The organism is Streptosporangium sp. NPDC050284 (assembly GCF_044459525.1).
Taxonomy (GTDB): domain Bacteria; phylum Actinomycetota; class Actinomycetes; order Streptosporangiales; family Streptosporangiaceae; genus Streptosporangium.
In genome coordinates this window covers 975,608-988,822 of sequence record NZ_JBITIZ010000001.1, presented here as the reverse complement: position 1 = coordinate 988,822, position 13,215 = coordinate 975,608, and the positions used below count along the sequence as shown (strand labels likewise).

The 13,215-nt window shown below is 71.0% G+C and carries 11 protein-coding genes; 5 read left to right on the top strand and 6 right to left on the bottom strand.

Annotated elements, in window-relative coordinates; translation table 11 throughout:
- Nucleotides 1–219: 219 nt before the first annotated feature.
- Nucleotides 220–1,815 (bottom strand): CocE/NonD family hydrolase, encoded by a 1,596-nt coding sequence (locus ACIBH4_RS04205; RefSeq protein ID WP_362505906.1) that lies wholly within the window; start codon nt 1,813–1,815, stop codon nt 220–222.
- A 73-nt stretch (nt 1,816–1,888) separates the two neighbouring features.
- Between ACIBH4_RS04205 and ACIBH4_RS04200 the strand changes: the two genes are divergently transcribed.
- Together ACIBH4_RS04200 and ACIBH4_RS04195 are read left to right on the top strand one after the other, a co-directional pair.
- Entirely contained in the window at nt 1,889–2,182 is a 294-nt protein-coding gene (locus ACIBH4_RS04200) for a type II toxin-antitoxin system prevent-host-death family antitoxin (RefSeq protein ID WP_362769371.1), read from the top strand.
- A complete protein-coding gene (locus ACIBH4_RS04195) occupies nt 2,179–2,439 on the top strand; it encodes a Txe/YoeB family addiction module toxin (protein WP_362505900.1) in 261 nt (86 codons plus the stop codon). Before ACIBH4_RS04200 ends, ACIBH4_RS04195 begins: the two co-directional genes overlap by 4 nt.
- Before the next feature lie 116 nt (nt 2,440–2,555).
- Here ACIBH4_RS04195 and ACIBH4_RS04190 read toward each other — a convergent pair whose 3' ends face one another.
- Genes ACIBH4_RS04190 through ACIBH4_RS04170 form a run of 5 tightly spaced genes read right to left on the bottom strand, consistent with a single transcriptional unit; the run spans nt 2,556 to nt 8,388 of the window.
- Nucleotides 2,556–3,152: a DUF1349 domain-containing protein gene (locus ACIBH4_RS04190; protein WP_362769368.1), complete on the bottom strand. Its 597-nt coding sequence runs from the start codon at nt 3,150–3,152 to the stop codon at nt 2,556–2,558.
- Nucleotides 3,149–4,114, bottom strand: coding sequence for a Gfo/Idh/MocA family oxidoreductase (locus ACIBH4_RS04185; RefSeq protein WP_362769365.1), 966 nt, complete (start codon nt 4,112–4,114; stop codon nt 3,149–3,151). The genes ACIBH4_RS04190 and ACIBH4_RS04185 overlap by 4 nt, the downstream gene beginning before the upstream one ends.
- Nucleotides 4,096–5,106: a zinc-binding dehydrogenase gene (locus tag ACIBH4_RS04180; RefSeq protein WP_362769362.1), complete on the bottom strand. Its 1,011-nt coding sequence runs from the start codon at nt 5,104–5,106 to the stop codon at nt 4,096–4,098. Before ACIBH4_RS04180 ends, ACIBH4_RS04185 begins: the two co-directional genes overlap by 19 nt.
- Before the next feature lies 1 nt (nt 5,107).
- Entirely contained in the window at nt 5,108–7,162 is a 2,055-nt protein-coding gene (locus ACIBH4_RS04175; protein WP_362769359.1) for a N,N-dimethylformamidase beta subunit family domain-containing protein, read from the bottom strand.
- Nucleotides 7,159–8,388: a galactosyltransferase-related protein gene (locus tag ACIBH4_RS04170; protein ID WP_362769356.1), complete on the bottom strand. Its 1,230-nt coding sequence runs from the start codon at nt 8,386–8,388 to the stop codon at nt 7,159–7,161. Before ACIBH4_RS04170 ends, ACIBH4_RS04175 begins: the two co-directional genes overlap by 4 nt.
- A gap of 303 nt (nt 8,389–8,691) precedes the next feature.
- Here ACIBH4_RS04170 and ACIBH4_RS04165 point away from each other — a divergent pair, with 303 nt between their 5' ends.
- The 3 genes from ACIBH4_RS04165 to ACIBH4_RS04155 are packed head-to-tail and all read left to right on the top strand — an operon-like array spanning nt 8,692 to nt 13,172.
- Nucleotides 8,692–9,885: a radical SAM protein gene (locus tag ACIBH4_RS04165; RefSeq protein WP_362769353.1), complete on the top strand. Its 1,194-nt coding sequence runs from the start codon at nt 8,692–8,694 to the stop codon at nt 9,883–9,885.
- 15 nt (nt 9,886–9,900) lie between these two features.
- Nucleotides 9,901–11,982 carry a DegT/DnrJ/EryC1/StrS aminotransferase family protein gene (locus ACIBH4_RS04160; protein ID WP_362769350.1) on the top strand — a complete coding sequence of 694 codons (2,082 nt, stop codon included), beginning with the start codon at nt 9,901–9,903 and terminating at the stop codon, nt 11,980–11,982.
- Entirely contained in the window at nt 11,979–13,172 is a 1,194-nt protein-coding gene (locus tag ACIBH4_RS04155) for a hypothetical protein (RefSeq protein WP_362769347.1), read from the top strand. Before ACIBH4_RS04160 ends, ACIBH4_RS04155 begins: the two co-directional genes overlap by 4 nt.
- Nucleotides 13,173–13,215 lie beyond the last annotated feature (43 nt).

Here is a 13,215-nt window from a genome sequence, read left to right as displayed (position 1 = left end):
AGGGCCGCCCACCTCAGGGCAACCCTGAAACTTTCATTTCGGGAGGGGTGGGTCACTCACCGCCGCGCCGCTTGGGCTCTCGCCCTCGAAGGAGTCCGGAGACACCGTCACCGGCGGGCCTCGACGGTGACCGTGGTTACCTCCGGGCCCGCTCGGATCCGGATGCCGACAGGTGACGGGTGACAGGTATTGGCGCGGTGGGCGTCCGGCGTAGGTCTGTTACCGAGGGACGATCGGAAGGGTGATGTAGGAGTCGGGGAAGACGGTCTGGTGCTGGACGACCAGGTCGGCCTCGGTGGAGTCGGCGGAGGTCCGGCCGGTGCCGGGGTTGCGGTCGAAGCGGGGGAAGTTGGAGCTGGAGATCTCGACGCGGATGCGGTGGCCGGTCTTGAAGACCTGGCTGGTCGCGACGAGGTCGACCTCGTGCACCCCGGAGACGACGAAGGTCCGGACGATGCCGTCGGTCACGCTCACGGCCCGGCCGTCGGGGTGGACGTCGACGAGCTTGGCCGTCCAGTCGGTGGAGACCGCCGAGGTCTCCGCGTGCAGGGTGACGGAGAGGGGGCCGGTCACCTCGACATCGGAGGCGAGCGTCTCGGTGGTGAAGCAGAGCACGTCGGGGCGGAGTTCGACGTCGCGCTGGTCCTGGGGGCCGACGTTCGTCACGTCGGGGAGCAGGAGCGGACCACCGGTCGTGGGCACCGGATCGCGGGGGTCGAAGGTGAAGGTGGACGGCGCGGGGTCCGGAGGAGGCTCGACCGACAACAGGCCGCCGGTGTGCAGGTGGTAGCGGGTGCCGACCGCGCGGGACAGCGGCCACTCCTCCTCGTCCCGCCAGACGTTGTCGCCCATGACGAAGATCTTCACAGCCGGGCCGGTGTCCTCGCCGCAAAGGAAGTCCAGCTGCCGCTGCGGCAGCATGACCGCCTGCGCCGAGGCGGAGAACCCGAAGTCCAGGTGTCCGGTGCCCGTCGCGTAGGAACCGTGCGACCAGGGGCCGATGACCAGCGGGCCGCCCAGCCGCCGATGGTTCTCCAGGGTCCCTGCGAGGAACAGGTCGAACCAGCCCGCGACGTGCATCACGGGCACCTCGATCCGGTCGTGCCGCAGGGTCTCGGCCAGCCCCTCCCAGTAGGCGTCGCGGGTCGGGTGCGAGATCCAGTCGCTCCACCACGGTCCGGCGGGGACGTCGCGCAGCGGCAGCGTTCGCACGGCGGCGGCCTGGTCGCCCAGTACGGGCAGGAGCGCGCCGAAGCCCGCCCCCACGTCCTCGCCGGCCTCCATCCCGTGCATCAGCCCGAGCATCTCCTGCAGCAGGCCCCAGTTCAGCGCCGAGCCGAGCGCGAAGGCCCCGCCGTGATACTTCAGCCCGTCGTAGAAGTCGTGCGGGGTCATCGAGGCGACCACCGCCCTGAGCCCCGGCGGGCGGGTCGCGGCGGCCTGGAGCGCGCATCCGGCGAGGTAGGACATCCCGAAGGCCACGACCTCGCCGTTCGACCACGGCTGGGAGGTGATCCACCCGACGGTGTCGTAGCCGTCGTCGCCCTCGTCCAGCCACGGACGGAACTCCCCGTCGCTGCTTCCGCGTCCCCGGCAGTGCTGGAGCACCACCGCGAAGCCGGCCTCCAGCGCGGGGATCTTCGGCGCCACCGCGAACGAGTCCGAGCCGTACGGTGTGCGGACGAGCAGGGCGGGGAACGGCCCGTCCGAGGCGGGGCGGTAGACGTCGCCGCGCAGGATCGTGCCGTCGCGCACCGGTATCGGAGTGTCGTGCTCGGCGACGATGGCGAGCGGAGGGCGGTTCAGCTTCGGCATCACGAGTTCCTTGAAAGTGTCCGTCGGGCCTCGGGGGGCGTGCCGGGGAGATGATCCACCGCCGCCACCGTTGATGTACATCATCATGTACGCTGGCGACATGAAGGTGATGACCATGTCCGAATCGCGGGCCAACTACGCCGCCACCCTCGACGCCGTCATCGACGACCAGGAAGAGGTCCTCATCACCCGCCCCGGCGGAGAAGGCGTCGTCATGGTGTCGCAGCGCGAATACGAATCGATGCGCGAGATGCTCTATCTGATGGCCTCTCCCGTCAACCGCAGAAGGCTGTCGGAAGCGGTCGCCCGGCTGGAGGCCGGAGGCGGCACCATCCGCGAGCTGGCGGATGAGGACACCACCTCTTGAAGATCCTTTTCGACGAGCTCGCCTGGCAGGACTACTGCTACTGGCAGCGAGAAGATCGGCGCATCCTCAAAAGGATCAACCAGTTGATCACCGACATAGCCCGGAACGAGAACGAGGGCATCGGCAAACCAGAGCCATTGAAGTACGAATGGTCCGGCTACTGGTCCCGGCGCATCACCTCGGAACACCGGCTCGTCTACCGTGTCAACGACGACACCATCATGATCGCCGCCTGTCGATATCACTACGAGAAGTAGTGTCCGTCCGGCAGACCCCGCATCCTCGACGGCTCGCCATCCGGGCTGGTCAGCGCGATTTTCCAAGGGTTGCCCGCATCAGGGCAACCCTTGAACCCTCATCCGGGAAAGGCGGGTCACTCACCGCCGCGCAGGTCGGCCAGACGTTTGGGCGAGTACTCGATGTCCTCGAAGCGTACGGTGCAGCCGTCGCCGGTGGGGCTCTGCGCGAGGAAGCCGACCTCCGGGTCACCGTCGAGCGCGAAGTATCTGATGAGGTTCCAGAAACCGGACTCGTCGGCGACGTGGAAGGCGAAGGCGGAGCCGATGCGGGAGATCCGCAGCCGGATGTCCCGGCCGTCCATGGTCACGGAGTTGCAGTCGTCGGACACCCCGCGGGTGACCACCGAGACGATCGTGGGCTTGCCCTGCGGGGAGAGTTCGAGGCAGAACTTGGCCCACCGGTCGTCGTCGGCGTACAGCAGCAGGACGGCCGCGTCGTAGGTGGACAGCAGGTCGAGCCTGACCCGCGCGCTGAGGGTGAAGTCGCCGTCCAGGCGGCCGACGAGGGCGGGGGCGTTGGCGTAGCGGTTCGGCTCTCCAGGGTCGGAGAAGAGGTCGGTGCCCGCCCCCGCGACGATGGAGAGCGCGTCGCCGTCGGCGCTCCAGTCCTCGGGCCGGTTCAGCCAGCGCAGCGGCGCGGGGAAGGCGGGCAGGGAGACGGTTTCGCTCACGGGTGTTCCTCCAGAGGGGTTGCGATCGCGTAGGCGGTCGCGATGAGACGGTCGACGGTGTCGGCGTCGCGGACGGTGCAGACCGGATCGGTCCCGTTCCTGACGCTACGGGCGAAGTCGGCCATGAGGGGGAGATGCGGGTTCGGCGGCGGGGGAAGGAACTCGTCGACGGCGACCCCGCCGACGATCCCGCGCACGGTCCCCGAGTCGAGGGGGTCGAGTTCCAGGTGACCGCCGTCGAAGAACAGGCGCAGCCGGTCGTGGCGGGCACCGGGCCTCCACGCCGTCTCCAGGCCGGCCGTGGTTCCCGACGGCCAGGCCAGTTCCACCCGGGCGAGGCGCTCGGCGCCCAGGTCGAAGGGCCGCCCGGTCCACGCGGCGGTCACGGCCGGTTCCCCCAGCAGCCAGCAGAGCAGGTCCAGACGGTGACTGCCCACGTCGGCGAGTACTCCCCCGCCGGAGAGCGCGGGGTCGGTGCGCCAGAGCCTGGGGTCGTCGGGGCCCGGGTCGAAAGGGCTGGAGAACTCCACGATCGCGCGGTGTACGGCACGCCCGCGCAGGATCTCGCGCACACACCCGAGCGCGGGCGCGAGCCGGCGGTAGTAGGCGACGCCCGCGTGGGCGCCGGCCAGTTCGGGCGCCGCCCCGCCGAGCGGTTTCTCCACCAGGACCGGCAGTCCCGCACGCGCCGCCGCGATCGCGAGCGGCAGATGGGCCGCGACCGGTGTGGCGACGTAGACGACCTCCGCCGCGTCGAGCAGTTCGGTGTAGTCGGACGTGCCGAAGGCGCCGGACCCGCCAGGAGAGAATCCGAACTCCTCACAGATCGCCCGGGCCCGCGTGGCGTCCCTGCCCCACACGCAGGTGACGGTCTCGCCCAGGGAGAGCAGGGCGGGAAGGGCCTTCCTGCGGACGATGTCGCCGTATCCGGCGATCCCCCATCTCAGCCCTGGCCGGGACATATGGCGATCTTCAGGGTTTGCGGGGGCGGAGTCTGGAACGGCGCCGCGCTTCCCGCCGGATGAAGGGTGGGACTCTCTGAGAGGCGGTCGAGGGCGTCCTGAAGCCGCTCCAGCGGGTAGACGGCGCTGAGGATCGCGTCGAGACGCAGATCCTTGGTGAACGTGGCGGCCAGCCGCTCGGCCACGCGCATCGCCTCGGCCCTCGCGGTGTCGGTCGGCTCGGCGGAGCTGTGCACCCGCAGTCCCTTCTTCTCCCACTTGACCATGTCGAAGGTGACATGGGTGTCGATGTGGTGGGTGCCGAGGAAGACGACCAGACCGTTCTGCCGGACCAGGTCGACGCAGGCGTTGGCGGTGTGCGGGGTGCCGACCGCCTCGATGGCGACGTCGAACTCCGTTCCCAGTTCCTCCGGTACGGCCTGCGGTGACTTCACCAGCGAGGTCCGGTCCGCGCCGAGGAGCACCGAGCGCTCCAGACGCCAGGGATCCAGGTCGGCGACGGCGATCTCGGCCGCGCCGCGCAACCGTGCGACCCGCAGGGCCATCAGCCCGACCGGCCCCTGCCCCACGATGGCCACCCGATCGCCCAGCCGCACCCCCCGGGTCGCGTGCACGGCCAGGGGCAGCAGTTGCAGGATCGCCCCCTGCTCGAAGGGCACGTCGTCGGGAAGGACGCCCACGCTCACCTCCCTCGCCGCCGCGTACTCGGCGAACCCCGAGGTGAGCGGGGTGCGGACGAACACCCGCCGCCCCGGCTCGACGCGGGTCACCCGCTCCCCCACGGCCTCGACGGTGCCGGCGACCTCGTGGCCGAAGCAGCCGGTCGCGCAGTGGTCGCGCAGGCCGAAGTAGTGATAGTAGGCCAGGTCGCTGCGGTTGCAGACGGTGCAGGCTCCCACCCGGACGAGCACGTCGCCCGGCCCGATGGGCGGGACCGGCGCGTCGCCGTCCAGGCGGATGCGGTGTCGGCCGACGAGTTCGATCCGGCGCACGTCACTCCTCGTTGTTTCCGGTCTGCGGATGTCCCGTGATCGCTTCGCCCGCCGGGGGCCGTGGACGTCCCGGGGCTGCATCGCCCGCCAGGGGATTCGGAGGTCCCGTGATCGCGCCGCCGACCAGTTCGCGCCAGAACAGGTCGCCGCCCGGCGTGGCGCCGACGAGTCTGCCCGCCGTACCGGTCAGCGTGGCCAGCCCGGGGGTGGTGCCCAAAAACGCCCACTCGTCATCCCGCGTCCTGACCCGCAGTTCCCCGTCGTGGGTCAGCCCGATCAGCCGTCCCCCCACGTGGGCGAGCGCGGCGAGCCTCGGCCCTTCGCCCGCAAGGGTCCACGGCCGCGACCGCCCCGCGGCGAGCGGACGCTGCCACAGCTCGCCTCCGGCACCGGCGGCGAACATGGTCTGGTCGACGGGGGCGATCCCGACCGCCTCCGGCGGGGCGTCGTACAGCTCCTTCCACGAAGCCCGATCGGTCACCGGTTCGCGGACGACGACGCGCCCTTCGGAGTGCAGGCCGTACAGGAGGACGGGCGAGCCCGGCGTCGCCTCTCTCGGCGCGGTCAGCGCCACCAGACCGGGCGCGGGCTCGATCCGCCGCCATCTCAGGTTCTGGGTGCGGTACGGCCTCACCCAGAGATCACCGTCGGTGAGGACGGCGAAGAGACGGTGCTCGCAGGCGGCGAGCGCGAGCGCGGCGGCCCCGCGCCCCATCGGCTCCCACCAGCCGGGATCACCGGCGAGCCTGGCGAGCACGTTGCGGGTGACGCGGTCGAGCACCGGGTCGTCGAGGGCGTCGCCCCAGCCGATCGTGGCCGCGTTGAAGACGGTGCCCGCCCCTCGGCGCATGATGCCCATGGTGGCGTGGCCGCCCTGGCCCAGGTGCCGCCAGTGGCGCAGGTCGGCGGTGGCCAGGATGGCGAAGTCGGCGGGGGTGCCGTCGGCGCCGGTCGCCAGCGGGACGCCGTCGACCTCGACGTACTCGGCGGCGTCGGTCTCGTAGCCGACCGCACCCCTGCCGAAGGTGTCGCCGTCGCGCAGCCCCGTGCCCTCGAACACCCAGTGCTCGGCGAAGCGCACCGTGTACGACTCGGACTTCATCGCGTCCATGTCCTCCCAGCAGCCCGCGCCGCGCCGGAAGCTCACGCCGGTCAGGCTGTTCTCCGGCCGGCCCACGGGGGAACCCGACCACTCCACGGTGACCAGGCTCGGATCGGTCGCGGCCATCGGGTCGAGCAGGGCGTCGCGGTGGCACACCATGGTGCGGCCTTCGTCCTCCAGCCGGATCTGCCACCAGCACGTGTTGCCGGCGAAGAAGGCGATGTTCCCTCCGGAGGCCACGAAGGACTCCGCGGCGTCGCGCATCTCCCGGGTCCAGTACTCGTCGTGCCCGGGGATCACGAGCAGTCGGCGGCCGCGCAGCAGCGTGTCCGGATCCTCGTGCAGGTCCAGGTTGGAGCAGTAGTCGGCCCGGACGCCGTTACGGCTCAGCCACCGGTAGAAGTCGTCCTCCCAGTTGCCCGCGGGTCCGCCGCCCGGCCGGTCGAAGGTGACCCTGCCGGCTCGCTCCGGGCTCTCCGTGGGATACAGGCCCTCTCCTGGAACTCCGGCCCTGTTGTACGCCTGCCAGGTGAGGAAGGGCACCGACACCAGGATCGCCTCGGCGGATCCCGGTTCGCGGGCCCGGACGACGAAGTAGGTCTCGTCGTCCTCGCTCTCGTCGGCCCAGGCCTCGCCGCCTCGGGTCCCGTCGTCCCCCTCGCCGAGGGTGAATCCCACGGCGTAGAGGGAACTGGGCCAGCTCTCGGGGACCCGCAGGGTCCACCAGGGCCCGGAGGCGTCCAGCTCGGCCCTGACCTCGCCGGTCACGGCGTCACGCACCCGGGCACGGCAGCCGACCGCGCCATGCTCGCCGCCTGCCGCCGGATCGCCGGCGGCGATACCGCCGGGCATCGGGCCCTCGGTCGTCGGAGCACCGGGCAGGAGACGGAAGCGCAGCGATCCGCCCTGCGGCACCGAGGTGCGCGCCGCGTAGGCGCGAACGGCCAAGGTCATGCCCTGGGGCCTCGCAGGTCGCCGTATCCGCCGGCGACGTTCCAGCTCAGCGGGGCGATGTGGGCGTTGAACGGCACCCCGCCCAGGGTCATCTCCGGACGCGGGTGGGCCAGGTGCAGCAACGGGTCGTCGAACCGGGTGAACCCTCCCGCCAGGCTCAGCCGCGCCACGACGTCGTCGTCCTCGCCGCCCCAGCCCTGGTATCGCTCGTCGAACCCGCCGATCGCGTCGAAGGTCGTCCTTCTCACCCAGAGGCAGGCCCCCGGCGGTTCCTTCAGCACCAGCGCGCGTACGGCGTCGAGCGGCACGTCGGCCTCGCCGCGCTCGCAGCGCCGGCGGACGGCGGCGGCGGAGGACTCGGGATCGAGGCAGAACATGCGGCGGTAGGGCAGGAAGGCCGAGAGTTCGGGCTCGCGTGCCATGCGGTCCAGGTTCCGGCTCAGGAACCGGCGGTCCGCCAGGATGTCGGTGTCCAGCACGCAGATCAGCTCGGGCTCGCCAGGGGTGTCGCGAACCCCGACGTTGACCGCCCAGGACTTGTTGAAGTGCCCGTCGTGTCGCGCGAACACGTAGTGGTCCACCAGTGGTTCGACGGTGTCACGCCAGGTGGGCGCCGAGTCGGACTCGACCACGGTGACGCTCACCCGGGCGTCGCGACCGTCCTGGTCGCGCAGGGCGGCAAGGCAGGCCAGCAGGTTGCGGGTACGGGCACCGCCGACGCGGTCCCTGAAGGGGATGACGACCACCGTCTGTGCCCCCGACGCCCCCGACGCCCCTGGTGCCCCCGGTGCTCCCGACATCCCCGGCGTTCTCGGCGTTCTCGGCCGTGACCAGGCGGAGGCGTCGGCCACCGACACCTCGGCGGCGGAGCGGTCGGTGAGCGCGCCGTTGTGGTAGTCCACCAGCACGCGCGCGTCGGCCGCGACGACCAGTTCCCCGAGGCGCGCACGGTCGGCGGGGGAGCGGTCCAGCAGGGGAAGAAGCGCGTTCACCAGCGCGGTCTCCAGCTCGCGATCCCCGGGAGAGGCGGCGAAGCGGCGCAGGTCCTCCGCCGCGGGCTCTCCGGCCACGAAGTGGGCGAGAGCGGCGGCCACCGCGTTGTAGTGCGGGCCGCTGATCTCCCACCAGTCGGCGGCGACCATGGGAACCGACGGGTCGTTGGCGAGGAAGGCGTAGGCGGCCAGCCTGGACCCGAGTGTCCGCGTGTCCGGAAAGGAACCTGGCATTTGGGGCGACACTATCGGAGTTTCTGTCATGCCGTTTCCCTCCACCTGCACGAACTCCCTCCGACCGCGCGAATGTCGGACCCGACGTACCGTACCGTGTCCGAAAATGCCCCACAAGAGGTCTTGACCCATTTAAGGGCGTCATTTAGGATCCCCATTTGGGAGCGCTCCCATGGCCTGAATGTCACGATCACGACCCTAAATCGACCTACTTCAACACGTATCCGAGCGACGCCTGCCAGCGCGCCGAATTTGGCACAAGGACCGGGTTGACAAAATCCTTCCTGGTCGATTGGGGATGAAATGTCGAACGAGAGTTACCGGGCGGCGAGACCCACCAACGGGGAGGGTCTGGCGGAGGTCGAACTCGACCAGGCACACGCTCCCGACAAGGTCATGGCCCACGAGGATCTACTGAGGAAGTTCGTCAACGGGGAGAGCTTCCGACCCGTCCATATGCGCATCGGCATCATGGGCGCCTGTAATATGCGCTGCAATTTCTGTAACTTCCATTCGCCGAACGAGGAGAACTTCTACGATCTGTTCTCCTTCAAGGACGCAATTCCCACGGACAAGAGCGTCAAGCTCATGCGGGAGTTCGCCGAGTCCGGCGGCCGGGCCGTCACATTCTGCGGCAGCGGCGAATGCACCATTCACAAGGGCTATACGGAGATCTGCGATTCCGGGCACGCGGCCGGGCTGCGCATCGGTCTCATCACCAATGGCTCCCGGCTGCATCGGGACGACATCGCCGACTGCGTGGTGAACACCCACACCTGGGTGCGCATCGGCCTCAACGCCGGCACCGAGGCCACCTTCAACGAGATCACCCGGGACCGCGAGCAGACGTTCAAGTCCTTCCTCGGCTCCGTCCGCAGGTTGCGCGACAACGCCGTCGACCCCGAGTTCCGCATCGGGTTCAACTTCGTGATCACCATGCAGAACTACCGGGAGATCACACAGGCCGCCCTGATAGCGCGCGACTCAGGGGCCCACTACGTACGGTTCGAGCCGGAGTTCTACAGTTCGATGGGCCACGAGACGATCGAGCAGGTCATGGCGGAGGTCTCCGCCTCGCTCGACGAGGTCTCCGCGCTGTCGTCGGAGGAGTTCGAGGTCTCCGTGCCCAAGCTCGACCGGGGACCGATGGACCAGGTGGAGTCCGTCGAGGGCGACTTCGACCACTGCCACTACAGCCGTTTCGTCACGGCCGTCGGCGCGGACGGCCATCTCTACCCCTGCCCCCAGGTCCACCTGAACAGCCGCTACCGCATCGGCAACGTGCTCCAGGACGGCTACCTGAACGTCCTTGAGGGCGGCCCCAGAGCCGAGTGGGAGTCGAGCAACCCGCTCAGGACCGACCTGTGCAAATCCTGTTTCTACCGGCCGCAGAACGAGTTACTCGAATGGCTGCGCAAGGGACGGATCAAACTGGACGACGCGCTGAACACCTACCGCGTCGAGGTTCCGCACACGCTCCACGCCGACTTCGTCTGAGATCCGGGGTTCGCGTTGACGTCGATCGACCGGTTCCACCATCTCGGCCACTCTCCGGTCGATCCCGCCCCCGGCTCCCCCGCACCTGACCCTGCCGTCCGCAACGGCCAGGTGCGCAGGGCGGTGGCCCGGCTGGCCGCCACCCGGCAGGTGCCCCTTCGGGTGCGCTCCACCCGCAGGCAGGAGGGCGGGGAGCCGCGGGTGGACCACTACCTCTTCGAGCACGAGGGCCGCCGGGAGCTGCGCGCGGTCATGCTGGCCCCGCCGGGCCCGGGGCCGTGGCCGGCCGTGCTGGTCTGCGCGGGGCGTAACGCGACCCTGGAACGGGTCACCGGGCTCCTGCCTCCCGACCATCCCGGGCGCGACGTCGCCGCGCACCTGACCCGGGCCGGTTTCCTCACCCTCACCCTCGACCACGGTCTCGACCGCTGGGTGGAGCCCGCCACGCTGGGCGGGCGCGATCCCGGCGACGTGCTGGACGGCACGCTGCGGCTGCGTGGCGGGAGCCTCCTCGGGGCGATGGCGGAGGACGCGGGAGCCGCGCTCGACTGGCTCGGCACGCACCCGGACGTGGCACCCGGGCGGATCGGCCTGTTCGGGCACAGCATGGGCGCGGCCGTGGCGCTGCACGCCGCGCTGCTGCGCCAGGAGCCGCTCCCGCTGTGCGCCGCCAGCCACCTGGGCACGTACGAGACGATGATCGGCCGGTCGCTGGCCTGGAACCAGTACGTCGCCCTGCCGTCCATCCTGCGTCACGCCGACCTCCCCGACCTGTACGCGGCGCTCGCCCCTGCTCCCCTGCAGGTCCAGTACGGCACGGCCGACGGTCGCCTCGATCCCGGCGACGCCAAGACCGCCGGCGAACGGATCGTGAGCGCCCACCCTTCGGCCGAGATCCTGCCGCTGCCCATGGGCCACGGCACCGGCCTGGCCGAAGCGGCGGACTTCTTCACCCGGTCCCTGGCCGAGCCCGCCACCGCTGTGCCGGACGTGCCCGCGGCCAAGGTGGGGTTCGACGTCCGGGCCCGCCTGGACGTCCTGGACCTCGTCGACGACGCCCTCGCCTCCGGCTCCCTCACGCTCGGAACGCGCGGCATCCGGCTGGAGGCGCTCGCGACCGGGGAGATCGGGCGCGGCACGGCGGCGGTGAGCTCGGGTTCCTCCGCGCTGGAGATCGCTCTGCGGATCGTCGGGGTCGAGGGGCGCACCGTCCTGGTCCCGGCCAACACCTTCTTCGCGACCGCGGCGAGTGCCGTCCGCGCCGGCGCCCGGGTCGACTTCGTGGACATGGAGCCGGACGGTCTCGGTATGGACCCCGAAGGGCTGCGCGCCGCCCTCGCCGCCCACGAGGACGTGGCCGCGGTCGTGCCCGTGCACATCGCCGGGGTCGTCCCCGACTCGCTGGCCGAGGTGCTGGCCGAGTGCGACAGGCAGGGGATCGCCGTCGTCGAGGACGCCGCCCACGCCCTCGGCTCCTCGTTGCACGGACGCCCGGCGGGCACCTTCGGCCGGCTGGCCGCCTTCTCCCTGTACCCCACCAAGATCATCACCAGTGGCGAGGGGGGCCTGCTCAGCGCGGACGAGAGCGACCTGAAGCGCGTCATGCACCTGCGGGACCACGGCAAGCGCTCCTTCGAGGAGAACCTCCACGACGATCTCGGCAGCAACTGGCGCATGAGCGAACTGCACGCGGCGGTGGGTCTGATCCATCTGGCCCGGCTGGCCGAGGTGCTGGCCGAGCGTACGGAACTGGCCGCCTGGTACGACGACAGCCTGGCCGGCGTGCCCTCCCTGAAGCGCCCCGCCGTGCCTGCGGGGTGCGCGACGAACCACTACAAATATCTCGCCCTGCTGCCCGAAGGCGTCGACCGCGCGGCGCTCAAGCGGCACCTCCGCGCCGAGGGGGTACGGCTCGCGGGCGAGGTGTACGACGTCCCGCTCCATCGCCAGCCCTACTTCGCCCGGCACTTCGCGAACCGGTCCTTCCCGAACGCCGAGGCGTTCACCTCCCGGCACATCTGCCTGCCGCTCTTCCCCGGTATGGCACGCGCCCAGCAGGAGCGGGTCGTCGGCGCGCTGCGGGACGCGCTGTCGTGACCGGCGAGGTGGTCCTGCCGTTGCTGCGCGCGGGACGGTGGTACCGGTCGATGGACACCGTGCCCGTCCCCGGAGGGCCGTCGCTCTCCCTCGCCCCGGAGATCCTCATCCGCGACGACGGCGCGCGCCTGCGGGCGCGCCGTGCCGCGATGACCGTCCCCTCCCTCGCCCGGCGCCTGGAGATGCTCCGCGAGGCCGTCGCGCTGTTCCGGCACGGCCGCGTACCCGTCGAGTCCCTCGGCGTTCAGGACGCCGGGCAGTTCGACGAGGCGATGCGCGCCACGGCGGGGCTCCCCTCCGCTCTCGTGCGACGCTGGTCGGCGATGCTCGGCGAGCGGCTGGAGGAGATCGCGGCGGACGTGCGCGAGACCGGCGGGCTCACCCTGGTCTCCCTGCCCGCCAACACCTTCACCTGCCTGGAGGGAGTGCTCGAGGCGGCGCTGTCGGGCGCGGCGGTCTGGGTCCGCCCCAGCAGGCGCGAGCCGCTGTCGTCGGCCCGCCTGATCGGGGCCCTGCTGAGCGTGGGCTGGCCGCCGGAGACGCTGGGTTACTACCCGAGCGCGCCCCGGGTCCTGCCCGCGCTGATCCGGGCGACCGACAGGCAGATCGTCTACGGCGGCGACGGCCTGGCCGCGGAACCGGCGATGGACACGCCGTCCCTCGATCTGCGCGGCCCCGGGCGGGCCTGCATGATCGTGGGCGCGCGGGATCCGGTGTATCCCGAGGAGCTCGCCTTCAGGATCGCGCGGGACGCGGGCCGTTTCTGCACCTGCGTGTCCACGGTGGTCTGCCTGCGGACGGCCGGGGAAGCCGCCGTCGAGCGTGGTCGCGCGGTCGCGGCGGTGCTCGACGGCATCTCCCTCGACCCGTCCGACCTGCGTCTGCCGCAGGCGTCGTGGCCCGAGGCCGACGCCGTGCGCATGGCCGCGTTCGTCTCCGACCGGCTCCTCCCCGGCGGGCGCGTCCTCACCCGGCGGCCGCTCCTGGTCAGGTCGGGTGGGCTGACGTTCCTCGCGCCCACCCTCGTGCACGTCGACGACGTCGGTCATCCACTCGTCGGCTGCGAGCTGCCCTTCCCCTTCGCCGTCGTCGTCTCCACGGACGAGGCGGGAGCGCGTGGCGTCGCCGCCGGGTCCCGCTTCGTTCACCCGGCCTGCTTCGCGGCCGTTCCCCAAGGAGTGTCGTCCTGAACCCGAGCAGTCATCTCCTTCCTGTCGGCTCCCTGCTGGACGC

Excerpts from the sequence above, each read along its gene's own strand:
- ACIBH4_RS04175 (WP_362769359.1), bottom strand. The coding sequence starts at position 7,162 with ATGACCTTGGCCGTTCGCGCCTACGCGGCGCGCACCTCGGTGCCGCAG.
- ACIBH4_RS04170 (WP_362769356.1), bottom strand. The coding sequence starts at position 8,388 with ATGCCAGGTTCCTTTCCGGACACGCGGACACTCGGGTCCAGGCTGGCC.
- ACIBH4_RS04165 (WP_362769353.1), top strand. The coding sequence starts at position 8,692 with ATGTCGAACGAGAGTTACCGGGCGGCGAGACCCACCAACGGGGAGGGT.
- ACIBH4_RS04185 (WP_362769365.1), bottom strand. The coding sequence starts at position 4,114 with ATGTCCCGGCCAGGGCTGAGATGGGGGATCGCCGGATACGGCGACATC.
- ACIBH4_RS04205 (WP_362505906.1), bottom strand. The coding sequence starts at position 1,815 with ATGCCGAAGCTGAACCGCCCTCCGCTCGCCATCGTCGCCGAGCACGAC.
- ACIBH4_RS04200 (WP_362769371.1), top strand. The coding sequence starts at position 1,889 with ATGTACATCATCATGTACGCTGGCGACATGAAGGTGATGACCATGTCC.